Source organism: Martelella radicis (assembly GCF_014196625.1).
GTDB classification, from domain to species: Bacteria; Pseudomonadota; Alphaproteobacteria; order Rhizobiales; family Rhizobiaceae; genus Martelella; species Martelella radicis.
Map to the genome: position 1 here is coordinate 224,474 of NZ_JACIDZ010000004.1, position 23,407 is coordinate 247,880.

At 61.7% G+C, this 23,407-nt stretch carries 27 protein-coding genes and 1 other RNA gene; 20 read left to right on the top strand and 8 right to left on the bottom strand.

Annotated features, from left to right (window positions below; all coding sequences use genetic code 11):
• Nucleotides 1-28 precede the first annotated feature (28 nt).
• The 9 genes from GGR30_RS08305 (at nucleotide 29) to lpxB (ending at nucleotide 9,891) form a co-directional block, all read left to right on the top strand.
• Nucleotides 29-775 carry an isoprenyl transferase gene (locus GGR30_RS08305; protein WP_183484686.1) on the top strand — a complete coding sequence of 249 codons (747 nt, stop codon included), beginning with the start codon at nucleotides 29-31 and terminating at the stop codon, nucleotides 773-775.
• A complete protein-coding gene (locus GGR30_RS08310; protein ID WP_183484689.1) occupies nucleotides 775-1,653 on the top strand; it encodes a phosphatidate cytidylyltransferase in 879 nt (292 codons plus the stop codon). The genes GGR30_RS08305 and GGR30_RS08310 overlap by 1 nt, the downstream gene beginning before the upstream one ends.
• Entirely contained in the window at nucleotides 1,643-2,779 is a 1,137-nt protein-coding gene (gene rseP / locus GGR30_RS08315) for an RIP metalloprotease RseP (protein ID WP_183484692.1), read from the top strand. The genes GGR30_RS08310 and rseP overlap by 11 nt, the downstream gene beginning before the upstream one ends.
• A 319-nt stretch (nucleotides 2,780-3,098) precedes the next feature.
• Nucleotides 3,099-5,438 (top strand): outer membrane protein assembly factor BamA, encoded by a 2,340-nt coding sequence (bamA, locus tag GGR30_RS08320; protein ID WP_183484694.1) that lies wholly within the window; start codon nucleotides 3,099-3,101, stop codon nucleotides 5,436-5,438.
• A gap of 45 nt (nucleotides 5,439-5,483) precedes the next feature.
• On the top strand, nucleotides 5,484-6,539 hold the full coding sequence (gene lpxD / locus GGR30_RS08325; RefSeq protein WP_183484696.1) for a UDP-3-O-(3-hydroxymyristoyl)glucosamine N-acyltransferase: 1,056 nt from the start codon (nucleotides 5,484-5,486) through the stop codon (nucleotides 6,537-6,539).
• Nucleotides 6,532-6,999 carry a 3-hydroxyacyl-ACP dehydratase FabZ gene (gene fabZ / locus GGR30_RS08330; RefSeq protein WP_183484698.1) on the top strand — a complete coding sequence of 156 codons (468 nt, stop codon included), beginning with the start codon at nucleotides 6,532-6,534 and terminating at the stop codon, nucleotides 6,997-6,999. Before lpxD ends, fabZ begins: the two co-directional genes overlap by 8 nt.
• Complete coding sequence (lpxA, locus tag GGR30_RS08335) at nucleotides 6,996-7,826, top strand: acyl-ACP--UDP-N-acetylglucosamine O-acyltransferase (RefSeq protein ID WP_183484700.1); 831 nt, start codon at nucleotides 6,996-6,998, stop codon at nucleotides 7,824-7,826. Before fabZ ends, lpxA begins: the two co-directional genes overlap by 4 nt.
• Nucleotides 7,823-8,689, top strand: coding sequence for a UDP-2,3-diacylglucosamine diphosphatase LpxI domain-containing protein (locus GGR30_RS08340; RefSeq protein WP_183484702.1), 867 nt, complete (start codon nucleotides 7,823-7,825; stop codon nucleotides 8,687-8,689). The genes lpxA and GGR30_RS08340 overlap by 4 nt, the downstream gene beginning before the upstream one ends.
• A gap of 38 nt (nucleotides 8,690-8,727) precedes the next feature.
• The gene (gene lpxB, locus GGR30_RS08345) at nucleotides 8,728-9,891 is read left to right on the top strand and encodes a lipid-A-disaccharide synthase (protein ID WP_183484704.1); all 1,164 of its coding nucleotides are present in this window, start codon (nucleotides 8,728-8,730) and stop codon (nucleotides 9,889-9,891) included.
• A gap of 74 nt (nucleotides 9,892-9,965) precedes the next feature.
• Here lpxB and rpsI read toward each other — a convergent pair whose 3' ends face one another.
• Both rpsI and rplM read right to left on the bottom strand, forming a co-directional pair.
• Complete coding sequence (rpsI, locus tag GGR30_RS08350) at nucleotides 9,966-10,445, bottom strand: 30S ribosomal protein S9 (protein ID WP_138749649.1); 480 nt, start codon at nucleotides 10,443-10,445, stop codon at nucleotides 9,966-9,968.
• Nucleotides 10,445-10,909, bottom strand: coding sequence for a 50S ribosomal protein L13 (rplM, locus tag GGR30_RS08355; RefSeq protein ID WP_183484706.1), 465 nt, complete (start codon nucleotides 10,907-10,909; stop codon nucleotides 10,445-10,447). The genes rpsI and rplM overlap by 1 nt, the downstream gene beginning before the upstream one ends.
• Nucleotides 10,910-11,283: 374 nt before the next feature.
• Here rplM and GGR30_RS08360 point away from each other — a divergent pair, with 374 nt between their 5' ends.
• From GGR30_RS08360 to murI, 3 genes are all read left to right on the top strand, one after another.
• On the top strand, nucleotides 11,284-11,700 hold the full coding sequence (locus GGR30_RS08360; RefSeq protein WP_246413666.1) for a VOC family protein: 417 nt from the start codon (nucleotides 11,284-11,286) through the stop codon (nucleotides 11,698-11,700).
• A 73-nt stretch (nucleotides 11,701-11,773) separates the two neighbouring features.
• Nucleotides 11,774-12,568, top strand: coding sequence for an RNA methyltransferase (locus tag GGR30_RS08365; RefSeq protein ID WP_183484712.1), 795 nt, complete (start codon nucleotides 11,774-11,776; stop codon nucleotides 12,566-12,568).
• Nucleotides 12,561-13,373, top strand: a complete 813-nt coding sequence (gene murI / locus GGR30_RS08370) for a glutamate racemase (protein ID WP_183484715.1) — start codon at nucleotides 12,561-12,563, stop codon at nucleotides 13,371-13,373. Before GGR30_RS08365 ends, murI begins: the two co-directional genes overlap by 8 nt.
• On the opposite strand, the gene GGR30_RS08375 is transcribed toward murI, so the two are convergent.
• Nucleotides 13,370-14,683, bottom strand: a complete 1,314-nt coding sequence (locus tag GGR30_RS08375) for an Nramp family divalent metal transporter (RefSeq protein WP_183484718.1) — start codon at nucleotides 14,681-14,683, stop codon at nucleotides 13,370-13,372. The genes murI and GGR30_RS08375 overlap by 4 nt on opposite strands.
• Before the next feature lie 343 nt (nucleotides 14,684-15,026).
• Between GGR30_RS08375 and mntR the strand changes: the two genes are divergently transcribed.
• Nucleotides 15,027-15,449: a manganese-binding transcriptional regulator MntR gene (gene mntR / locus GGR30_RS08380; RefSeq protein WP_183484721.1), complete on the top strand. Its 423-nt coding sequence runs from the start codon at nucleotides 15,027-15,029 to the stop codon at nucleotides 15,447-15,449.
• On the opposite strand, the gene GGR30_RS08385 is transcribed toward mntR, so the two are convergent.
• Nucleotides 15,446-15,655, bottom strand: a complete 210-nt coding sequence (locus tag GGR30_RS08385; protein ID WP_210287982.1) for a DUF1127 domain-containing protein — start codon at nucleotides 15,653-15,655, stop codon at nucleotides 15,446-15,448. The two genes, mntR and GGR30_RS08385, sit on opposite strands and share 4 nt — an antisense overlap.
• Before the next feature lie 126 nt (nucleotides 15,656-15,781).
• Here GGR30_RS08385 and GGR30_RS08390 point away from each other — a divergent pair, with 126 nt between their 5' ends.
• Nucleotides 15,782-16,504, top strand: a complete 723-nt coding sequence (locus GGR30_RS08390) for an ArsR/SmtB family transcription factor (protein WP_425488344.1) — start codon at nucleotides 15,782-15,784, stop codon at nucleotides 16,502-16,504.
• A 77-nt stretch (nucleotides 16,505-16,581) separates the two neighbouring features.
• Nucleotides 16,582-18,108 (top strand): helicase HerA domain-containing protein, encoded by a 1,527-nt coding sequence (locus GGR30_RS08395; RefSeq protein ID WP_183484730.1) that lies wholly within the window; start codon nucleotides 16,582-16,584, stop codon nucleotides 18,106-18,108.
• Nucleotides 18,109-18,112: 4 nt separating this feature from the next.
• On the opposite strand, the gene GGR30_RS08400 is transcribed toward GGR30_RS08395, so the two are convergent.
• The 4 genes from GGR30_RS08400 to ssrA all read right to left on the bottom strand — a co-directional run bounded on the left by GGR30_RS08400 (nucleotide 18,113) and on the right by ssrA (nucleotide 19,492).
• A complete protein-coding gene (locus GGR30_RS08400) occupies nucleotides 18,113-18,331 on the bottom strand; it encodes a ribbon-helix-helix domain-containing protein (RefSeq protein WP_183484764.1) in 219 nt (72 codons plus the stop codon).
• Nucleotides 18,328-18,543 carry a DUF4169 family protein gene (locus tag GGR30_RS08405; protein WP_183484767.1) on the bottom strand — a complete coding sequence of 72 codons (216 nt, stop codon included), beginning with the start codon at nucleotides 18,541-18,543 and terminating at the stop codon, nucleotides 18,328-18,330. Before GGR30_RS08405 ends, GGR30_RS08400 begins: the two co-directional genes overlap by 4 nt.
• 6 nt (nucleotides 18,544-18,549) lie before the next feature.
• Complete coding sequence (locus GGR30_RS08410; protein WP_183484770.1) at nucleotides 18,550-19,029, bottom strand: SspB family protein; 480 nt, start codon at nucleotides 19,027-19,029, stop codon at nucleotides 18,550-18,552.
• Between the two features lie 103 nt (nucleotides 19,030-19,132).
• Nucleotides 19,133-19,492: a transfer-messenger RNA gene (ssrA, locus tag GGR30_RS08415) on the bottom strand.
• Nucleotides 19,493-19,590: 98 nt separating this feature from the next.
• Between ssrA and GGR30_RS08420 the strand changes: the two genes are divergently transcribed.
• The 5 genes from GGR30_RS08420 to GGR30_RS08440 all read left to right on the top strand — a co-directional run bounded on the left by GGR30_RS08420 (nucleotide 19,591) and on the right by GGR30_RS08440 (nucleotide 23,361).
• On the top strand, nucleotides 19,591-20,385 hold the full coding sequence (locus GGR30_RS08420) for a thymidylate synthase (RefSeq protein WP_183484773.1): 795 nt from the start codon (nucleotides 19,591-19,593) through the stop codon (nucleotides 20,383-20,385).
• An 8-nt stretch (nucleotides 20,386-20,393) separates the two neighbouring features.
• Complete coding sequence (locus GGR30_RS08425; RefSeq protein ID WP_425488342.1) at nucleotides 20,394-20,900, top strand: dihydrofolate reductase; 507 nt, start codon at nucleotides 20,394-20,396, stop codon at nucleotides 20,898-20,900.
• 153 nt (nucleotides 20,901-21,053) lie between these two features.
• Nucleotides 21,054-22,220 carry an FtsH protease activity modulator HflK gene (gene hflK, locus GGR30_RS08430; RefSeq protein WP_183484780.1) on the top strand — a complete coding sequence of 389 codons (1,167 nt, stop codon included), beginning with the start codon at nucleotides 21,054-21,056 and terminating at the stop codon, nucleotides 22,218-22,220.
• Nucleotides 22,220-23,170 carry a protease modulator HflC gene (hflC, locus tag GGR30_RS08435; RefSeq protein ID WP_183484783.1) on the top strand — a complete coding sequence of 317 codons (951 nt, stop codon included), beginning with the start codon at nucleotides 22,220-22,222 and terminating at the stop codon, nucleotides 23,168-23,170. Before hflK ends, hflC begins: the two co-directional genes overlap by 1 nt.
• Nucleotides 23,170-23,361 carry a DUF2065 domain-containing protein gene (locus GGR30_RS08440; protein WP_183484786.1) on the top strand — a complete coding sequence of 64 codons (192 nt, stop codon included), beginning with the start codon at nucleotides 23,170-23,172 and terminating at the stop codon, nucleotides 23,359-23,361. The genes hflC and GGR30_RS08440 overlap by 1 nt, the downstream gene beginning before the upstream one ends.
• Nucleotides 23,362-23,407 lie beyond the last annotated feature (46 nt).

Genomic DNA, 23,407 nt, shown 5'->3' on the forward strand with positions numbered 1-23,407 from the left:
GCATTTTTTCAAGAATTTGAGCAACGATATGACGTCTTACGCAGATCCTGCAAAACCTGATCATGTCGCCATAATCATGGATGGCAACGGACGATGGGCCAGCGGGCGCGGGTTGAAGCGTATTTTCGGGCACCGGAAGGGCGTTGAAGCGGTTCGCCGCGCCGTCGAGGCGGCGCGCGACGCCAAGATCAAGCACCTGACGCTGTTCGCCTTCTCTTCCGAAAACTGGAAAAGACCCAAGGATGAAGTCAGCGACATCATGGAGCTGATCGCCATCTTCATCCATCGCGAGCTGCAGACCTATCATCAGCAGAACATGCGCTTTCAGATGATCGGTGAGCGCGAGGGGCTCGGCCCCAAAGTACTCGGCGCGCTCGAAGCGGCAGAGAACCTGACCCGCGACAATACCGGGCTTCACGTCGTGGTTGCCGTCAATTACGGGTCGCGGACCGAAATTGCCCGCGCAGCGGCCGCTCTGGCGCGCGAGGCGGTTGCAGGCAGGATATCTCCCGACGAAATCGATGAGGCCATGATGTCCGGCAGGCTCGATACGGCCGGCATTCCCGATCCGGATCTGATCATCCGCACCAGCGGGGAACAGCGGCTTTCGAATTTCTTGATGTGGCAGTCCGCCTATTCCGAACTCGTGTTTCTGTCCTGCCTCTGGCCGGAATTCTCGCGCGAGACGTTCGACGAGGCGCTTGCCGAATATGCCCGGCGCTCGCGTCGTTTTGGCGGCGTTGCCGAGACGGCCGCGGCCCTGACGGGGTCCTGATGGGGCGCGAACTCAAGCTGCGCGTGATCTCCGGGGCGGTGATGGCCGCTGCCGTTCTTCTGGCCACCTGGTTCGGCGGCTGGGCCTTTTTGCTCCTTTCGGTCGGCATCGGTCTTCTGGCCTTCCACGAATGGTTGGCGATGAGCCGCGCACGGCCCTCGGGCAGCGGCGGCGAGACAATGACGGTGCTTCTTTCGGGATGGGCGGTGATGATCGCGACGGCGATCCTGACCTTTCTCGAGCTCTTCCTGCCGGCGCTTCTGCTTTCCGCCGTTGCCGCGATCGCTGCTTATCTCTGTGGCAGAAGCCGGCCGGTTCCGTTCTGGTTTGCCGGCGCGCTGATCTATGCCGGGCTTGCGATGGTCTCGCTTGCCGCGATCCGGAATGGCGGCGCGGCCGGCCTTTATACGATCCTGTTCGTTTTCGCCGTCGTCTGGTCTACTGACATCATGGCCTATTTCGTCGGACGCGCCATTGGCGGACCGAAGCTTGCGCCGTCGATCTCTCCGGGCAAGACCTGGTCGGGCGCCATCGGCGGGGCATTCTTCGGCGTCGTTGCCGCCCTTTCCCTGTGTCTTGCCTATGGCGGAAGGCCTTCTCCTCTTCTGGCATTGCTGGCGCTCGTTCTTTCGGCCGTCAGTCAGGCCGGAGATCTGTTCGAATCGGCTCTGAAGCGAAGATGCGGGGCAAAGGATTCCAGCCATCTCATTCCCGGCCATGGCGGGGTGATGGATCGCGTCGACGGGCTTGTCGCCGCGGCGGCGGCGATGTTCGTCCTTGCCTATTGCGCGATGCTTTTCGGCGCGGGCGACAGCGTCGGGGCCGTGTTGTTTCGGTGGAGCGGCCTGACGGCCTTGCCGCCCGTTCATGGAGTCTGACTTGGGTATCGGATTTACAAACGCGCCCGGAATGATCGTTGCCTTCCTGATCGCGATCTCCTTTCTCGTCTTCTTCCACGAGCTTGGCCATTATCTGGTGGCGCGCTGGTGCGGCATACGCATTCTGGCGTTTTCGCTCGGCTTTGGTCCGGAAATCGTCGGCCGCACGGACAAACACGGCACGCGCTGGAAGTTCTGCGCCATACCGCTTGGCGGCTATGTGCGTTTCTACGGCGACGAAGACGCGGCGAGCCGGCCGGATTTTGCCGGTGTTGAGGCCTTGCCGCCTGAGGAGCGCGCCAGAACATTCAACGGCGCGGCGCTCTGGAAACGGACGCTGACGGTCGCCGCCGGCCCGATCGCAAATTTTCTGCTGGCGATCGCCATTTTCGCGGTCATCTTCTCCGTTTACGGTCGGGGAGTTTCCGATCCCGTCGTCGGCGAGGTCGTGCCCGACAGCCCTGCTGCGGCGGCAGGCGTTGCGCCCGGCGATATCATGGTGGCGCTTGACGGGCAGAAGGTCGGCACCTTCGACGCGGTGGTGCGCTATGTCAGCGTGCGTCCGGGCGTGCCCATCGAACTGACGGTCGAGCGTGACGGCGCGCCGCTCGACCTTACGGTCGTGCCTGAGCGAATCGAGGAGCAAGATCAGTTTGGCAACGCGATGGAGCTTGGCCGCATCGGCGTGGTCGGCACCCGCGATTCGAGCAATTTCAGGGTCGAGCGTTATCAACCGCTGGAGGCGATCGGGCAGGGCGCCCTTCAGAGCTGGCATATCGTTGTCAGCACCTATGACTATATCACCAATGTTTTTGCCGGGCGCATGAAGGCCGACCAGATCGGCGGCCCGGTTCGGGTGGCGACGATGGCCGGGCAGATGGCTTCACTCGGGATCGTCGCCTTCGCCAATTTCGCGGCGATTCTTTCCGTGTCGGTCGGCCTCTTCAATTTGTTGCCGGTGCCCATGCTGGATGGCGGTCATCTGCTGTTTTACGCGATCGAAGCCGTTCGCGGCCGGCCCTTGTCGGTCCGTATCCAGGAGTTCGCCTTCAGGATAGGGCTGTTTCTCGTTCTGGCGCTGATGGTTTTTGCCACATGGAACGACACGATCGGCCGAATGGGTTGAGGGTTTACATTTTAACCCTTTGACAGCGTTTGATTAACGCGAGGCGGCGATGATCTTGTCGAAGGCCTCGGCTTATGAGATTGTGGCCTTGCCTTTGGCGCGTGAAATGATAGGAAACGCATAGGAGACACGTTTTCGATCACTATAGCTTTTCGTTTACCATAACTGGAAAAGATCGTGGCGATTTGGTCACGCTTGGGGCGGAAGTTGCAGAAGTCGGACGGCTTTCTATTGCGTGGGGGTGTGAAGTCTTTAGAACGAAAGACCACAAAACCTATAAAACGCTGATATTGAGCGATCATAAAGGGTAGATAGTAGCATGGCCGGTTCAAGATTTTTGAACACAGTTTCAGGTGCGGCGCTTTCGTTGGCAGTCGCCGTTTCCGGGGGGGTCGTCGCCGCCGTTGCTGTGCCCGCGAGCGCATACGCCGCTGTTGTTAGCAATATCGTGGTCAACGGAACCGGCCAGGCCGGCTCCGATGCGATCAAATCGAAGCTGACCATCCAGCCCGGCCGCAGCTTCACCGACGCCGATATCAACCAGTCGATCCGCAATCTCTACAGCTCCGGCTATTTCTCCGACGTCAAGATTTCGGTGTCCGGCTCGACACTCGTCGTCAACGTCACCGAGAACCAGCTCATCAATCAGGTGGTCTTCAACGGCAACCGCAAGGTCAATGACAAGAAGCTTGAAGGCGTCGTCCAGCTTCATTCGCTCGGCCCGTATAACGAGGCTCAGGCTCAGGTCGACGTTCAGCGCATCAAGGATGCCTACGCTCAGATCGGCCGTTCCGATGTCGAGGTTTCGATCGAGACCGCGACGGTTCAGGACAACCGCATCAACGTGGCCTTCGTGATCGACGAAGGTGGGCGCACCAAAACCCGCAAGATCAACTTCGAAGGCAACAACACCTTCGGCGACGCGCGTCTTGCCTCGGTGATTGCGACCAAGCGCTCGACGCCGCTGTCGTTCCTGACCCGCAAGGATATTTACAATCCGGACAAGGTGCGCCACGACGAAGTTCTGCTGCGTGAGTTCTACAACAATCACGGCTTCCCGGACTTCCGCCTGATTTCCACCGATGTGGATTATGACGAGGAAGACAACTCCTATTCGATTACCTTTACGATGTCAGAAGGCGACCGCTATCGATTCGGCGATATCGGCGTTGCCTCGACCGTCGAAGGCGTTGATCTCGAAACGCTGCAGGGCGACATCAAGACCAAGTCCGGCAAGATCTACGATGCCGATGACGTGCAGAAGACCTCGGAATCGATCGCCGCTTCGGTTTCCTCGCAGGGGTATCCCTTTGCGCAGGTCACGCCGCGCGGCGACCGCAATTTCGGCAATGACACATTCTCGGTGAACTACGAGATCGATCAGGGCGTTCGCGCCTATATCGAGCGCATCGAGATCGTCGGCAATACCCGTACGCGCGACTACGTGATCCGCCGCGAATTCGACCTGGCCGAGGGTGATGCCTATAACCGCGAAATGATCGCGCGGACCAAGCGCCGCCTCGAGGCGCTCGGATATTTCAGTGAAGTCAACATCTCGACTCAGCCGGGCAGCGCGCCTGACCGGGTCGTCATCGTCGTAGACGTGACCGACGAGCCGACCGGCGCGTTCTCGATCGGCGCGGGTTATGACGCTGAGGGCGATTCGCTGGTTGTCGAGCTTTCGGTTCAGGAGCGCAATTTCCTCGGCCGCGGCCAGTTCATCCGCGCGTCGGCCGGTCTCGGCGACAATGATTCGCAGATCTACAACTTCTCCTTCACCGAACCCTTCTTCCTGGGTTATCGCGTGGCGGCCGGCTTCGATCTCTATCGCGCCTATTCGGCCTCGCAGGACTACTACACCTATGCCGAGACGGCCGGCGATATCCGCCTGACCGCGCCGCTGACCGACGAGCTCAGCTCGACGATCAAATACGTTTATCAGAAGTTCGAATATGACGGCACGGGCGACTGGCAGAACCCGAACAACCTGTCGCCGGTCTTCCAGAACCTGATCAATGGCAGCCCGTGGACTGTGTCCTCGGTCGAGCAGGCCTTCAACTTCTCGAGCGTTGACAATATCCAGCAGCCGCGCGAGGGCGTTCTCGCCAACGTGACGAACACGATCGCAGGTCTTGGCGGCGACTCGCATTATTACTCGCTGACCGGTAAGGTCCGCTGGTATCAGATGATTTCCGACCAGGCCGACATCATCGGCTCGCTGACGGCGCGCGGCGGTCTTGTTACCCCGTTCGACAACAATCTGAACGTGTTCGACCAGTTCACGATCGGTGGTCAGGAAATTCGCGGCTTCAAGCAGAACGGTCTTGGCCCGCGGACGGTACAGCAGGGCGACGCGCTCGGCGCGCAGTACTACACGACCATTTCGGCCGAGACGAATTTCCCGCTTCCCGGCCTGCCCGAGGATATCAATCTGCGCGGCGCGGCCTATCTTGACGCCGGCTCGGCCTGGGGCAATTCTGTCGAACTCGCCGGCACGGCGATCGAAGGCACGGATTTCTCGATCCGCGCATCCGGCGGCGTTGGTCTGATCTGGAACTCGCCATTCGGCGATCTGCGCTTCGACTACGCCATTCCCTTCGTGAAGGAAGATTTCGACGAAACCCAGCGTTTCCGGTTCGGAATTGCCAACACGTTCTGATATTGCTTTCCAGAGCTCATATCGTTCCTGTTCTGGAGAGAATGAATGGATCAGAACCAGTTTTTCGGTGCGCGGCAGTCGATTCGTCTCGATGAGTTGGCCTCGCGCATCGGATCTGTGTTGTCGAACCCGGATGCGGGCGAACGGATGGTCGAATCCGTTTCGCCGATCTATCGCGCCGGTCCCTATGATATCTGCTACATCCTTTCCCGGAACAGCATTGACGAACTGAAGACCTGTCACGCGGCGGCGGTGATCTGTTCTCCCGACCTGAAGAAGCATGTCCCTTCAAGCCTGCCGGCGCTTGTCTCCGACGCGCCTCAGCTCGCTTTTGCCCGGGCATCTGCGCAGCTTTATCCCGCCGCAATGCGTCCCCAGCCGGTCTTGAACCGCCAGAGCGGAATTTCGCCCCAGGCCGTCGTTGACGATACGGCGGTCATAGAGAAGAGCGTGGAGATCGCTCCGTTTGCCGTCGTCGGCGCGCGCGCGGTGATCGGTGCTGGCAGCCGCATCCTGTGCGGCGCCGTGGTGGGGCCGGATGTCAAGATCGGCCGCAACGCCACGCTGGGCGCCCATGTCTCGCTTTCCAATGCACTGATCGGCAATAATGTCATCATCCATACGGGGGCTCGCATCGGGCAGGACGGGTTTGGCTATGCACCGGGTCCCGCCGGCATGGTGAAGCTGCCGCAGGTCGGTCGCGTCATCATTCAGGATGACGTCGAGATCGGGGCCAACACCACGATCGATCGTGGCGCCATGGACGATACCGTGATCGGCGAGGGCACCAAGATCGATAATCTCGTCCAGATCGGGCACAATGTGCAGATTGGCCGACATTGCGGTATTGTCAGCCAGGTCGGCATTGCGGGAAGCACGAAGATCGGCGACGGTGTGATGATTGGCGGTCAGGCCGGGCTCAACGGCCATATTGAAATCGGCAGCGGCGCGCAGATAGCGGCCAAGAGCGGGGTCTTGACCTCTGTGCCCGCCGGCGCGCGTATCGGGGGGAATCCGGCCAGGCCTGTCCGGGACTATCTGCGGGACGTGGCGGAGATCGCACGGCGGGCCGCCAAATCGGGAGACAAGCAAGGTGAGTGAAGAGACAAAGTCATCGATGGGGAAGATGGATCTTCTGGACATCATGAAGTTCCTGCCGCATCGTTACCCTTTTCTGCTGGTGGACCGTATCGTCGAGATTGAAGGCGATGACAGCGCGGTTGGCATCAAGAATGTGACGGCCAACGAGCCGCATTTTCAGGGGCATTTCCCCGAAATGCCGATCATGCCCGGTGTCTTGCTTGTCGAGGGCATGGCCCAGACGGCCGGGGCGATCTGTGCACGCAAGGCCGATGAGGTCGACAATCTCGTATATTTCATGACGATCGACAATGCGCGCTTCCGCAAGCCGGTGGTGCCCGGGGATCAGGTGCATTACAAGGTGGTTAAACAGAAACAGCGCCGGCGCGTGTGGAAGTTCCATTGCGAAGCGCTTGTCGACGGCCAGCTCGTCGCCGAAGCCGATATCGGCGCCATGATGGTGCGCAAGGACGAAGAATGACCAGAATTTCCAGCTCCGCTAAAATCGACAGGACTGCCATTGTCGAGGACGGAGCCGTGATTGGTGAACACGCCGAGATCGGCGCGTTTTGCTATGTCGGCGCGAATGTTGTGCTCGGCAGCAATGTGAAGCTTCTCCATCATGCCGTGGTCGAGGGCGTGACCCGGCTTGGCGATGGCTGCCAGGTCTTTCCCATGGCGGTAATCGGAGGAGCACCGCAGAGCATCCGGCACGACGGCAGTGAAACGCGGCTAGAAATTGGCGCCAATTGCGTTTTTCGCGAAGGCGTGACCGTCAACACCGGATCTTCCCACGGCGGCGGCGAAACCATTGTCGGCCACGACAATTTGTTTCTGGCCAATTCCCATGTCGGCCATGACTGCCGAATCGGCAATCATGTGATCCTGTCAAACAATGTGATGATCGGCGGTCATGCGACCGTTCACGACCGGGCGATCCTCAGCGGCGGCGCGGCGATCCACCAGTTCGTGCAGATCGGCCGTCAGGCCTTCATCGGCGGGCTTGCGGGCGTCGTCAACGATGTCATCCCCTACGCCATGGTGGTTGATAATCCGGCCTTCATGGGCGGGTTGAACGTGGTCGGCATGCAGCGCGCAGGTATGAGCAAGAGCGAGGTCCATGCCGCACGGAAAGCCTATCAGGCGATCTTTGCCGCTGGCACTGTCGTGCAAAATGCTCAAGCGCTGCGTAGCGGACCTGGCGCGCCTGAGGGCGCTGCCCGCGAGATTGTCGATTTCATCCTCGACCGGGAGAGCGAGCGTGCGCTGACGACACCAGGTTCGCGGCGCCGGGGCAGCCAGGCGTGAGCGGGACATCGGCCCGCGAAGCGGAGCCGGTGGCGATCATCGCCGGAAACGGCCGTCTGCCTTTTTACGTCGCCGAGGCTGCTCGGGAGGCCGGCACGCCGCCTTTCATCATCCAGCTCAGCGGCGAAACTGGCACTGACTGGGCGGATTTCGAACATATGGAAGCCGATCTCGGCGGATTTCAGCCGGTCGTGGCCGCGCTGCAGAAGCGCGGTATCCGCAAGGTCGTGCTTTCCGGCGGCGTACGCACTCGACCGGAACTGAAGAGCCTGCGTCCGACGGCTCGCCTGATCTGGTCGTTGCCGGTTATCATCAGGAAATTGCGCAGCGGCGGTGACGACAAGGTCCTGCGTATGGTGATCGACCTGTTCGAGCGCCACGGCTTCGAGATCATCGCCGCGCAGGACATTGCCGGCGATCTTCTGGCGACCGCGGGCACGCTCGGCGCTGTCGCGCCGGATCGCGAGGACCGGTCCGATATCGACGCTGCGGCACGGGCGGCTCATGTTATCGGGTCCATGGATATCGGCCAGGGCGCCGTCAGTCTCGGCGGACGGGTGGTAGCGCTCGAGGGCGCGGAAGGCACTGACCAGATGCTTGCGCGGGTCCGCGCCATGCGCGAAGCCGGCCGGATTTCCCGGAAGCGTCGCGGCGTCCTTGTCAAACTGTGCAAACCGCAGCAGGATCTGCGCGCCGACCTGCCGTCGATCGGCCCGGAAACGGTGCGTGCCGCGGCCGCCGCCGGTCTTGGCGGCATTGCTGTGGAAGCCGGACGTGCGTTGGTGCTTGACCGCGCGGAGGCGATCGCCGAGGCCGACGGGGCGGGCCTCTTTCTGCTGGGGCTGGAACCCGGCATGAACTGAGCCGCCTCCCGAATGGTTGTCTTCAACGGAGTGTGCCCTTGTCCAGAAGCTTGAAAATCGGCGTGATCGCGGGAGAGGTTTCCGGCGATCTGCTCGGCGGCGACCTGATCGCCGCGCTGAAGGCGATGCATGCCGGTCCGATCGAACTCGTCGGCGTCGGCGGCGATGCGCTCGCCGAAGAGGGGCTCGAGTCCCTCTTTGACTATTCCGACCTGTCGATCATGGGGTTCACCCAGGTGCTCGCGCGGCTGCCGCTACTGATCCGGCGCATCCGTCAGACGGCGGACGCGCTGATTGCCGCGCGGCCGGACGTGTTGATCATCATCGACAGTCCGGACTTCACCCACCGGGTGGCCAAACGGGTGAAGAAGGCGCTGCCGGATCTCCCCGTGATCGATTATGTCTGCCCCAGCGTCTGGGCCTGGAAGGAATACCGCGCGCGCGACATGCTGGCCTATGTCGACCATGTGCTGGCGGTTCTGCCCTTCGAGCCGGCGGCGATGGAGCGCCTTGGCGGCCCGCCGACAACATTCGTCGGCCACCGGCTGAGTGAAGAGCCGGGCGTCCTCGCGGCCCGTCGCAACACTGCCTTGCCGGAGGAGGGGGGGCCGCCGACCATTCTTCTGTTGCCGGGTTCGCGCGCGGGCGAGATCAATAGTCTTTCGCCGGTCTTCCGCGATGTTGCCAGCATCTATGCCGAGCGCAATGCGATGCCCCGCTTCGTGCTGCCGACGGTCACCCGCCGCGAGGCGCTGGTGCGCGCCGCCATCGCGGACTGGCCGGTGAAGCCCGAAGTCGTGGTCGGCGATGCGGCGAAATGGGAGGCCTTTTGTGCGGCGCATGCGGCCGTTGCCGCCTCCGGTACGGTGGTGCTGGAACTGGCGCTCTCCGGCATTCCGGTGATCTCGGCCTACAAGGCGGATTTCATCGGCCGGTTCATGCTGAAGAAGATTATCATCTGGTCCGCCTCGCTGCCAAACCTGATCGCCGACCGGCCGCTGGTGCCGGAATACTTCGACGACACGATGCGCGCCGGCGCGCTGGCGCGGTGGATGGAGCTTCTGACCCGCGACACGCCGCAGCGGCAGACGATGCTGGACGGTTTCGACGAGGTCTTTTCGAAGATGCGCACAGAGGTTTCGCCCGGCAGGCGGGCGGCGGAAGTGACGCTTCAAGTGCTCGAAGACAAGAACAGGCTCTAGCCGACCGAAAGGCTGGACAACAAAAAAGGGCCGCGATTGCGGCCCTTTTCGATAATTGCAAGCGGCTTTTGAGATCAGCGCTTGGAGAACTGGAACGAACGACGGGCTTTCGCGCGGCCGTACTTCTTGCGCTCGACGACGCGGCTGTCGCGGGTGAGGAAACCACCCTTCTTCAGGATGCCGCGCAGTTCCGGCTCGAAATAGGTCAGAGCCTTGGAAATGCCGTGACGGACCGCACCGGCCTGGCCGGAAAGACCGCCGCCGGTAACGGTTGCGACGATATCGAACTGGCCGTCGCGCGACGTCAGAACGATCGGCTGCTGCAGGATCATCTGCAGAACCGGACGACCGAAATATTCGGTGAAGTCCTTGCCGTTGACGGTGATCTTGCCAGTACCGGCCTTGACCCATACGCGGGCGACGGCGTCCTTGCGCTTGCCGGTGGCATAGGCGCGGCCGAGATCGTCAACCTTGCGTTCATGGACGGGGGCTGCGGGGGCTTCGGAGGTCGTGGCGGAGTCGCCAAGTGCCTTCAGATCGGACAGGTCAGCCATTAAGCGCTCCTTACGTTCTTCTTGTTGAGCTTGGCAACGTCGAGGACTTCGGGCTGCTGGGCTTCATGCGGGTGGTTGGTGCCGGCGTAGACGCGCAGGTTCTTCATCTGGCGACGGCCAAGCGGACCGCGCGGAACCATGCGCTCGACAGCCTTCTCGATGACGCGCTCGGGGAAGCGGCCCTCGATGATCTGGCGCGCATTGCGCTCCTTGATGCCGCCCGGATAACCGGTGTGCCAGTAGTACATCTTGTCATTGTACTTCTTGCCGGTCATCGCGACCTTTTCGGCATTGATGACGATGACATTGTCGCCATCATCGACATGCGGGGTGTAGGTGGCTTTGTGCTTGCCGCGAAGACGCATGGCGACGAGCGAAGCGAGACGGCCGAGGACGAGGCCTTCGGCATCGATCACGACCCACTTCTTCACCACCTCTTCAGGCTTCTGGGAGAAGGTAACCATTTTCTGATACTCTCAAATTCAATCCGATCCCGGGGGACGGACGTTTCTTGTTGCTTTGCTTGGCGTATCCAAGCGGTAACAGATGCGGGATGCGCATATGTTGGCGGTTGTATAGAGAGCGCTTTGCTGAACGTCAAGCGCAATTGCGTGACTGAAGAAATGAATTTTGTATATTTTTCAATGTTTTGCGATTGAGGTAATATTTTACCGTATTTTGTTCGCCCAGTTTGGACCTCAACCCGGCGTCAAGCGGAGAAAGTTTTCTCCCGGACGGCTCCATTTCCTCTAGCCTGCCGTCTGAATTCGTGAGAACATATGAAGAACAAAATGGATGTTATCGGGAGTTTGGGATGGGCCTTGAGCGCAGGATAAGCATGATTACACTCGGCGTCGACGATCTGCCGACGGCAACCGCCTTTTATGAACGGCTCGGCTGGAAGCGGTCATCGGCCTCGCAGGAGGGCGTGAGCTTCTTCAAACTCGACGGCTTGGTGCTCGGTCTTTTCGGGCGCAGGGCGCTGGCGGAAGATGCGGGGCTGGCCGGCATTGCGGCGGAACGGCCCGCATTTTCGGGCGTCGCGCTTGCCTACAATGTTTCCTCCGAGGAGGCGGTGGATGAAACCATCGCCTTTGCCGCGCAGTGCGGCGCGACGGTGGTCAAGCCGGGCGAGGCGGTGTTCTGGGGTGGTTACAGCGGCTACTTCGCCGATCCGGAAGGGCATTTGTGGGAAGTCGCTTATAATCCGTTCTCGCCGCTTGATGCGGACGGCCGCATGACCTTGCCGGATTGACGGCGTTTTTCTTGCAATCACCGGCCTGCGGAGCGATAAGCCGCTGCAATCGATCGAAATGAAGAAGGATGCCATGGCAGGCACGAACAGCGAGCTTCCGCTCATCGCCGAAGGTCCGGTGATCATTCTGGTAAACCCGCAGCTTGGCGAGAACATCGGCATGGTGGCGCGCGCCATGGCGAATTTCGGCCTTGCCGAACTGCGCCTTGTCGACCCGCGCGACGGCTGGCCGAGCGACACGGCCCGCGCCGCCGCCTCCAAGGCCGACCATGTGATCGACGGTGCGAGCGTGCATGACAGCCTCGCCGATGCGATAGCCGACCTTAACTTCGTCTATGCGACGACGGCGAGAAGCCGGGACGGGTTCAAGCCGGTGAGGGGGCCGAGCGTTGCCGCCCGCACGCTGCGAACGCGCTATCGCGGCGGCGAGCGCACCGGCATCCTCTTCGGCCGCGAACGCTGGGGCCTCAACAATGAGGAGGTCGGCATGGCAGACGAGATCGTCACCTTTCCGGTCAACCCGGCCTTTGCCTCGCTCAACATCGCCCAGGCCGTGTTGCTGATGTCCTACGAGTGGATGAAGTCCGGCATGGAGGACGAAAGCCAGACGCCGTTCCAGGCGGTCGAGCAGACGCCCGCGACGAAACAGGATCTCTTCGGTTTCTTCGGACACCTGGAAGAGGCGCTCGATGCCCGCGGCTATTTCCGCCCGGCCGACAAGAAGCCGCGGATGATCGACAATCTGCGCTCGGTGTTCACCCGCCGCGCCATGAGCATGCAGGAAATCCACTTGTTACGCGGGGTGATCTCCTCGCTCGACAGATACAGCCGGAAGAACCCGCGCGGCGGCGAGGGCAGCGATGGCTGAGGCGGCCGAAGGTCCGGTCCTGGTCTTCGATTCCGGCATTGGCGGGCTGACCGTGCTGCGCGAGGCGCGCATGCTGATGCCGGACCGGCGCTTCGTCTATGTCGCCGACAATGCCGCCTTTCCCTATGGCGACTGGCCGGAGGAGGCGCTGCTGGCCCATCTTCTGGCGCTGTTCGAGCGCCTGCTCGACGATATCCATCCGGCCTGCGTCATCATCGCCTGCAATACCGCCTTCACGCTTGCCGGAAGCGCGCTGCGCGCCCGGTTTCCGGCAACCGATTTCGTCGGCACGGTTCCGGCGATCAAACCGGCGGCTGAACGCACCGCTTCTGGGCTGATCTCGGTTCTGGCGACGCCGGCGACAGTCAAACGCGATTACACCCGCGCGCTGATCGAAAGCTTCGCCGCCCATTGCCATGCGCGGCTGGTCGGCTCGAAATATCTGGCGGCGCTGGCCGAGACCTATATCAGCGGCGGCGCGGTTTCGGACGAGGCCTTGTGGGCGGAAATCGCGCCCTGTTTTGTGGAGGAAGACGGCCGGCGCACCGATATCGTCGTGCTCGCCTGCACGCATTACCCCTTCCTTGCCAATCGTTTCCGCAAGCTTGCGCCCTGGCCGGTCGATTGGCTGAACCCGGCCGAGGCGATTGCGCTGCAGGCCAGACGCGTTCTGGGCGAGCGGCCGTCTGCGGCGATCGAGGGGACGAACCGCGATATCGCGATCTTCACCAGCAGCGATGTTCGAGCGGAGATCAAGCGGCTGATGCAGGGCTTTGGACTGATCGTCGCCGACGCGGCGAGTTAGCCGGCCGCAAGTCCCGGGATCGGTACACCGAAGGTCTGCAGCAGCAGCACGATGTTGAGCGAGAGCACGGCGAGCGAACCGAGGATCGCCAGCGTCCCGATCAGCCGGCCATTGGCATACTCGCCCATGATCGCGCGGCTGCGGGTGAAGATGACGAGCGAGATCATCGGCACGGGCAGCGCGATCGACAGGATGATCTGGCTGACGACCAGCGCTTCCGTCGCGTTGACGCCGAGCGCGACGACGATGAAGGCCGGCGCCATGGTGATCAGCCGGCGCAGCCAGATCGGAATGCGGAAACCGACAAAGCCCTGCATGATCATCTGTCCCGCCATGGTGCCGACCACTGAGCTCGAGATGCCCGAGGCGATCAGCGAAATCAGGAAGGCGCCGGCTGCCGCGACCCCGAGAAGCGGCGTCAGCATGTGATAGGCTGTCTCGATCTCGGCCACCTCGCTGTGGCCCTTGTGAAAGGCGCTTGCCGCCATCATCACCATCGCCATGTTAACCACGCCGGCAACGGCGAGCGCCAGCACCACCTCTGTGTTGGAAAAGCGCAGCACGCGGCGGCGATCGGCCTCGTTGCCGACCCTGATGCGGTGCTGGGTAAGGCCCGAATGCAGGAACACCGCATGCGGCATCACCGTCGCGCCGATGATGCCGACGGCAATGGCGAGCGCGGTGGTGTCGGGGATGTCGGGCCTGACCAGATGGAAGGCGGCCTCGCCCCAGGCAATGGGCGCGATGAACAGTTCGACGATGTAGCAAAGGCTGATCACGCCGATCAGCGCGCCGATGATCAGCTCCATCGGCCGAAAGCCGCGGCGTTCGAACAGCAGGATGCCATAGGTGACGATCGCCGTGACGCCCATGCCCGCCATCAGCGGCATGTTGAACAGCAGCGCTAGGCCGATTGCCCCGCCAAGAAATTCGGCAAGATCGGTCGCCATGGCGGCGATCTCGCTGACGATCCACATCGCGATCACCACGGGCTTGGAAAACTCGTCGCGACAGACTTCCGCCAGATTGCGGCCGGTGACGATGCCGAGCTTGGCGGACAGGCCCTGGAACAGCATGGCGATCAGATTGGCGAACAGCACGACCCACAACAGCGTATAGCCATAGCCGGCGCCCGCCTGGATGTTCGTCGCGTAGTTGCCGGGATCGACATAGGCGATGGAGGCGATGACGGCCGGACCGACGAAGAGCAGCGCCGAGCGTGGCTTGATGCGGCCGGAAGCCATGGCCTGCTCGATCGCCGTATTGGTGCGATCACTCAGCGAGGGACGTCTGGATGGGGTGTCGGGCATTCTGGAGCTGGTAAAATCACAATTGGAAAGGTTCTAGATATAGCCAAGGCTACATTTTTGTCAATCGGCGTTATATCAGCAAAGCCTTTCCCAGGGCTTTGGTTCCGCCTGGTATTGAGGTGACAAAGTTTAGCCTGGGCTTGAAAATGTGATAGGGCTTAATTTCGCCATATCACGCGGCTCTGTTTTCAGAGCCGCGCGCGCCGGACGGCGATGGCATTCCTTCTTGTGCGGCGAGGCGGAACAGAGCCGTTCCTTGGCGCGAAAACGCCGGAAGGAAGAGATGAAGCGAAGCGTGTTTTCGGGAAAATGCGGTCTTCGGGCAGGGAGTTGAGACAGGGACATGAGTGACGGACCCGATAGTCAGGCGGATCGGTTTTCCAAGGCCCGTTCGGAGCGCGCCTCCGCGCTTTTGGAAGATTATACCGAACTGATTGCCGACCTGACCGCGGAGCATGGGGAAGCGCGGCTCGTGGATATCGCGCGAGCCATGGGCATCGCCCATCCGACGGCGGCAAAGGCCGTCTCACGGCTGAAGCGCGAGGGGCTTGCGACATCGCGGCCCTATCGCGGCGTGTTTCTGACCGAAGCCGGCGAGGCCATGGCCGAGAAGGCCCGCATCCGCCACGCCCTGGTTTTCGATCTGCTTCTGGCTGTCGGCGTTCCCAAAGAGGCCGCCGAACTCGACGCCGAGGGCATCGAGCATCATGTCTCCGACGAGACGCTCGCGGCCTTCGAGGCGTTTTTGAAGAATGTGCGCGGCTAGTCCCAGAATGGGCGACTTGCCTCCTGTCGCACCTGATGCGGCTCGATGCCGATATCCCGCAACCGCTCGTCGGTCATTTCGAGGAGATGCAGCCGTTGCCGGCGGCGCTGCGGCCAGCGGATGAAGATCAGCCTCGCCAGATTGCAGGCGCCTGCGGCGACCTTCGTGGGTAGGGAGCGGGGCTTGGCGATCACGATCTCATGCATGGGCTTTTCCTTCGGTTGGAGTCGAAGGCAATAGCCCGTCTGCATTCGCGCATGCTTCGATCGGGAACGAAGTAACGGACGCTGACGGCGGCAGTTTGCGGTGGTAGATTGAGAGCTATGACAAACATGGTTTCGGGAAATACGCTCGCCGCCGTCGCTGCCCTGATCGGCGATGTTTCGCGCGCGAACATTCTGGCGGCGCTTCTCGGCGGCAAGGCATTGACGGCGGGGGAACTGGCCGAATGCGCGGGTGTTTCGCCGCAGACGGCGAGCAATCATCTTTCCAGGCTCGTGGATGGTCAGTTGGTCACCGTCGAAAAACAGGGCAGGCACCGCTATTTCCGGCTGGCTTCGGCCGAGGTCGCCGAAACGCTGGAACATCTCAGCCTTCTGTCGGCCATCGGCCCCGTGCGATACCGCCCGACAGGACCGAAGGACGAAGCGCTGAGGGTGGCGCGCACCTGCTACGACCACATGGCCGGTGCGATCGCGGTCGGCATCGCCGATTCGATGGTGAAGTCCGGTGCGGTTTTCTTCGATGGAAATGCCGGCATGGTGACCGAAAGGGGAGAGGTATTTCTGGCAGAGTTCGGCATCTCGCTCTCGGCCGCCAGAAAGAGCCGGCGGGCGCTTTGCCGGACCTGTCTCGACTGGAGTGAGCGCCGGCCTCACATCGGCGGCTGGCTCGGCGCCGCGATGCTTCAACGCTGCCGTGAGCGGCACTGGTTGAGGCCGGCCGGCGACGGTCGCGCCCTGACGCTGACGCGCACCGGACAGGCAGGCCTGGCCGAAACCTTCGGCCTGCCCGCGGAGGCGCTGAGGATCGTCAGCCCGGAAAGCTGTGGGTAACGCCGCAAGGTCTCGGCACGGGCACTCATGACCTGTTACAAACGGGCGCAACACCGAAAAGAAGGCAAAGGCGAAAAGTGCAGGTCGATATCGATATGGGAACGACATCGGCGGGTGACGTGGCCAAACTCGATATCGAGGAGCTGCTGGCGACCCGTCTTCTGGTGCAGGGCAATTCCGGCTCGGGTAAATCCCACCTCCTGCGCCGGCTTCTGGAGCAATCCGCCAAATGGGTGCAACAGGTGGTGATCGATCCTGAGGGCGACTTCGTCACCCTGTCTGAGGCTTTCGGCCATATCGTGGTCGATGCCGAGCGCTCCGAGGGTGAACTGATCGGCATTGCCAATCGCATCCGCCAGCATCGCGTGTCCTGCGTGCTGACGCTGGAAGGTCTCGAGATCGACGACCAGATGCGCGCCGCTGCTGTCTTTCTCAACGCGTTGTTTGATGCCGATCGCGACTATTGGTATCCGGTTCTGACGGTGGTCGATGAGGCGCAGATGTTTGCCCCCACTTCCGGCGGCGAGGTGAGCGAGGAGGTGCGTCGGCTCTCGCTCGGCGCCATGACCAACCTGATGTGTCGTGGTAGAAAACGCGGTCTGGCAGGCGTGATTGCGACCCAGCGTCTGGCGAAGCTTGCCAAGAATGTTGCGGCGGAAGCCTCGAATTTTCTCATGGGCCGGACATTCCTCGATATCGACATGGCGCGCGCGGCCGATCTTCTCGGCATGGACCGCCGCCAGGCCGAGCAATTCCGTGATCTGAAGCGCGGCAATTTCGTTGCGCTCGGCCCGGCGCTGTCGCGGCGTCCGCTGCCGGTGACCATCGGCCCGGTGGAGACATCGGCGCGCTCTTCCAGCCCGAAACTGATGCCGCTGCCGGAAAAGCCGGAGGATGTCGAAGACCTGATCTTCACGCCCGATCCGGAAGACATGGCTCGCCAGGCCTCGGCTCCGCGCCGGGTGGCCCCGCGTCCGCGCCCGACCGTCGACATCATGGATGCGCTGTCGAAGTCTTCCGAAGAGGCAGAAACGCCGGAGGCGCCGACCCGCGGTCCGCGTGCGCCGGCGATGTCGGATGAGGAGAAGGACGACTGGATTGCGATGACGCTGGCGGAAATCGCCGGCGCTCCGGAATCTGCTTTTCGTTCTGATTCAGAGCTTTACCAGGATTTCCTGATGCGCGGTCGGATGAAACGGATATCCGGCGCTCCGCTTGCCATGAACGAATTCCGCCGCCGCCTCGCGATCGCCCGCTCGGGCGCGGACGCGGCGATGGTGGAAAGCGAGCAATGGCAGATGGCGGTGTCCTTGCTCGCGCATGTGACGGAAGACCTTCAGGGCGTGTTCCTGATGCTGGCAAAGGCGGCGATCGCCGGCGATGCCTGCCCCTCGGACGCCATGATCGCGCGCGCCTATGGCACGCATTCGGCGCGCCGGGCCAGGCGCTTTCTCGACTGGTTCGAGGAGCAGGGGCTGATCGTGCTGCACACCGATCTTGCCGGCCTGCGCATCGTCGCCTTTCCCGATCTTGACCGGCAGACGGCGGGTGGAAGCCCGGATGCCCCGGCCGACGAGCCGGAGCGGCGGGATGCCGCAGAGTAGGGCGCTATTCGCCAAGCCTTGCCTTGAGGTCGTCCAGCACGAACAGACGCACGGCGGATGAAAGGTTCACATCCGGCTCTCGCGTTTCGTCTATTTCGCTGAGAAGGGAGGCGAGGCTTGTTGCGCGCTTTCCGGCTATCGTCTTGATTTCCTCGAAAAACGCATCTTCAAGGGAAAAGCTCGTGCGGTGGCCATGGAGGCTGACGGAGCGCTTGCGGATCAATCGTCCTTGTCCCCTGGCAAAGGGGAAAGCGTCAGGCGCTCGATGCGCCCTTGCTCAAAGCGCCGCTCGCTTTTGTCGCGTTCCAGCCTGTCGCGGTTCTTTTCGCCCTTGGTGCGGCCGTGGATCGCCCGGTTTTCAGCAGCGTCGTCGGCTGCCTTCTGCCGTGCCGCGCGCTTGCGGCTCATCCTGAGATTGACGATCTCGGCGCACATCGGCTGTCAGTGCTTCTTGCGGAAGGCATCGAGGGAGACGACCGAAGCGCCGTCATCGCCGCCGGGGCCGTCATCATCGCCGCCTTCGTTTTCGGGTTCGGCCGGCTTTTCGTCTTCGAGGTCCAGCGTCGCGACGTCGAATTCGAGCTCGAAATTCACCGAGGGATCATAGAAGCCGACGATCGCGTTGAAGGGAATGACGAGGCGCTCGGGCACATCCGAGAAGGACAGGCCGATCTCGAAATGGCTGTCGGTCACCTTCAGGTCCCAGTACTGGTGCTGGATGACGATGGTCATCTGCTGGGCATATTTTTCCTTCAGCGCCTGGGAAATGCGCACGCCGGGGGCATTGGTCAGGAAGGTGATGAAGAAGTGATGCTCACCGGGCAGGTGGCCTGTTGCGGCGACCTCTGCGAGCACCTTGCGCACCATGCCGCGCAGTGCGTCCTGTGCCAGAATGTCGTAGCGAATATGGTCTTGCCCCATCACGTCTTTCCTGCCCTTGGCCGTTCGGTTGCGCTCTGACTATAGCCAATTAAGTCGCCTGATGCAGAAGCGCAATCATTATAGGGGATTTTGTTCAAATTCAGGTGGAGGCTTCTGTTGCCAGGTGCCTCCGGACCCCGCCTTACAGTGCTACCCGCAAGGACTTAAGGTGGGTTTCTGGAACCGCCATTAGGCAGCTACAGCGTAACCCTGAGCTTTGTTGTCATTTGCAACTACTCGTTTGACCCGATAACGGTGGTATCATGCCGGGCAAAAGGTCGTTCTTTACACTCTTGTCGATCCTGTTTCGCCCCCATCACAAAAAGGCCTGAACCGCCTGTTTGTGGTGGAGGCGCCGGGTACCGCCCCCGGGTCCAATGAGCTTATTACAACGCCGTTTATCACCATAGCCGGTCAAGCCGGCACGCTTGATATAAGTGTTTCAAAAGCTTCTGCAAAGGGGGGTGGCGCGCAAAAGGCGGGGAAAGGCGTCTGCGGGCCCTTTTCCCGGCGCCTTTCGTCGCGATAGAAGAAGAAACCGACTTCGAACGAGGGAGCATCATGCGCCAATATCTGGACCTTCTGGGCCACGTGCTTGAAAACGGAACCGACCGGGCGGACCGGACCGGCACGGGCACGCGCTCCGTCTTCGGCTACCAGATGCGCTATGACCTTGCGGCGGGCTTTCCGGTGCTGACCACCAAGAAGCTGCATCTGCGCTCGATCATCCATGAACTGCTGTGGTTCCTGAAGGGCGACACGAACATCGCCTATCTGAAGGAAAACGGCGTCTCGATCTGGGACGAATGGGCCGACGCGAACGGCGATCTCGGTCCCGTTTACGGTGCGCAGTGGCGCTCCTGGCCGACGCCGGACGGCGGCCATATCGATCAGATCGCCAAGGTGGTTGAAAACATCCGCACCAATCCCGACAGTCGCCGCCATATCGTCACCGCCTGGAACCCGGCAGAGGTCGACAACATGGCGTTGCCGCCCTGCCACTGCCTGTTCCAGTTCTATGTTTCGGACGGAAAGCTCTCCTGCCAGCTCTATCAGCGCTCCGCCGACATCTTCCTCGGCGTACCGTTCAACATCGCCTCCTACGCGCTGCTGACGCTGATGGTGGCGCAGGTGACCGGCCTGAAGCCCGGCGATTTCGTCCACACGCTGGGCGACGCCCATCTCTACGCCAACCACTTCGAGCAGGCGCGCGAGCAGCTTTCCCGCGTTCCGGGGCGCCTGCCGGTAATGCGGCTCAATCCGGACGTCGACGATCTGTTCGCCTTCACCTTCGAGGATTTCGTTCTCGAGGGCTATGAAGCCGCGCCGTCGATCAAGGCGCCGATTGCGGTTTGAGAATGGCCATGAATGACATCGTGATGATCGCCGCGGTCGCCGAGAACGGCGTGATCGGCAGCAATGGCGACATGCCCTGGCGGCTTTCCTCCGACCTGAAGCGCTTCAAGGCGATCACCTCGGGCAATCCGGTGATCATGGGGCGCAAGACCTACCAGTCGATCGGTCGGCCGCTGCCGAACCGCACCAATATCATCGTCACCCGCGATCCCGATTTCTCGGCGGAAAATTGCATTGTCGTCAATGACCTGGACAGGGCTCTTGAAGTCGCGCGCAAGGAAGCGGGCAACGACAAGGACGTCTGCATCATCGGTGGCGGCGAGATCTACCGGCAGGCGATGTCTTTTGCCGGCAGGCTTCACATCACCCATGTTGAGAAGGCGCTTGAGGGCGATACGGTGTTTCCCGAGATCGATCCCGCGGTCTGGCGCGTCGAGACGAGCGAAAGCGTTCCGGCCGGCGAGAAGGACGACTATCCGACCCGCTACGTGATCTATGCCCGCAAAGGCCGATGAACAGGAATTTACCGCGATTTGGCTGCACAGTTGACCGATCGCGTTGAAAGCGCCTTGTCGCGTCCCTATAACGGGACAAACGCTTAATGCGTCAATGCGCGGCTGCGGCAATGGTTCCGCAGCCAGGAACGGACTATTTTGGAAGAGGTGTGAATGCCCTGGAGCAATCAGAATGGCGGCGGTCCCTGGGGAGGGGGCGGTGGCGGCGGCGACAATCAGGGTCCGTGGGGACAAGGTCCCCGGCGCCCTGGTGGCGGCGGCAATGGCGGCGGTGGCAATGGCGGCCCGCCGGACATCGAGGACTTCTTCCGCAAGGGCCAGGATCAGTTCAAGGGCATGTTCCCGGGTGGCTTCAGCATCGGTCTGGTGATGATCGTCGTCGTCGTGCTGGCGGCCTTCTGGGTGATGCAGTCGATTTACACGATCCAGCCGGATCAGCGCGGCGTCGAGCTCAGGTTCGGCAAGCCGCAGCAGGAAATCGCCGGCCCCGGCCTGCACATGATGATCTGGCCGATCGACCGGGTCGAGACGGTGAACATCACCGAGCAACAGCTCAATATCGGTGGCGGCAGCGCCGCGCGCTCCGGTATCATGCTGACCGGGGACCAGAACATCGTCGACATCGAGTTCGCCGTGCTCTTCAGCGTTACCGATCCGGAAGCCTTCCTGTTCAACGTCGAGAATCCGGTTCAGACGCTGCAGCAGGTTTCCGAAAGCGCGATGCGCGAGGTCGTCAGTTCGCGTCCCGCCCAGGACGTCTTCCGTGACGACCGTGAGGGGATTGCACTGGATGTGAAGGACATCATTCAGGTCACCATGGACCAGTATGGCGCCGGCATCACCGTGAATGCCGTTTCCATCGAGGAAGCAGCGCCGCCGGCCGAAGTCGCCGATGCGTTTGACGAGGTCCAGCGCGCCGAACAGGACGAGGATCGCTATCTCGAGGAAGCCAACCAGTATGCGAACCGCGTACTCGGTGCTGCCCGTGGTGAAGCGGCGCAGATCCGCGAGGCGGCTGCCGCCTACAAGGACCGCGTGGTCAAGGAAGCACAGGGTGAGGCAGGTCGCTTCGATTCGATCTACGAGACCTATGCCGCCGTTCCGGAAGTGACCCGCAAGAGGCTCTATCTGGAAACCATGCAGGATGTCTTCGGTCGCTCGAAGAACGTCATCGTCGACGAGGATGACGGGCAGGGGGTCATTCCCTATCTGCCGCTTGATGCGATTGACCGCAATGCGGCAGCAAGCCAGCGGTCGTCTTCTTCCACCACGGCGCCTTCCGCCGCAACACAGAACCTGACCCAGGGAGCGAGCCAGTAATGTCATCCAATCGTGTTCTCGTTTTCCTGGCCGGTATCGCGGCCCTTCTTCTGCTCGTTTATGCGTCGATCTTTATCGTGAACCCGCGCGAGCAGGCGCTCGTCATCCGCTTTGGCCAGATCAAGGAAGTGAAGAGCGAGCCGGGGCTTTATTTCAAGCTGCCCTTCTCGTTTGCCGGCGCCGACAAGGTGCAGTTCATCTCCAATCAGGACATGCGCTTTGACCTAGACGACATTCGCGTCCAGGTCTCCGGCGGTAAGTTCTATGAAGTGAATGCCTTCGTCGTGTACCGCATCACCAATCCCGAACGGTTCCGCGAGGCGGTTTCCGGTGATCGGGATGTGGCGGTCTCGCGTCTGCGCACCCGTCTCGATTCCTCGCTGCGTCGTGTCTATGGTCTGAGAGACTTCCAGGCCGCTCTTTCGAGCGAACGCGCTTCGATGATGCAGGAAGTGGGCGATCAGTTGCGCCCGGCCGCCGAATCGCTCGGCATTTCGATCGTTGACGTGCGTATCCGCCGGACCGACCTGACGCCGGAGGTCTCCGACGAGACCTATGCCCGGATGCAGTCGGAACGTCTCGCCGAAGCTGAAGCCACCCGCGCCCAGGGCCGCGAACGAGCGGAAATCCGCCGTGCTGCGGCCGATCGTGAAGTCGTCGAGATCCAGTCGGCTGCCAACCGCGATTCCGAACTGTTGCGTGGTGAGGGCGATGCCGAACGGAACTTCATTCTCGGTGAAGCCTACGGCAAGGATCCGGAGTTCTTCTACTTCTATCGGTCGATGAATGCCTATCGGGACGTGCTCGGGGAAAACTCGACCATGGTGTTGTCGCCGGATTCGGAGTTCTTCGAGTATTTCCGCTCCTCCGGCGCGAGCGAACTGCCGCTGAGCCCGGCGCTGCCCGGTGGCGCGCCGGCTGAAGAGGCCGCGCAACAGGCAGCCGAGTAATGCTGCTTCAGGACATTGTGATCGGATTTGCGTTCTATCTGATCATCGAGGGGCTGGTCTATGCGCTGGCCCCTTCGCTACTGATAGCCATGGCGCGGCTTTTGCCAACGGTGCCGGAAGGTGCCTTGCGGGCAACCGGCCTGATTGCCGTCGCGCTCGGGGTCGGCCTGGTCTGGCTGATACGCGGATAGGCTTCCCGCCGGCCTTCCGCTATGATGACAATCGACAGGACGGAGG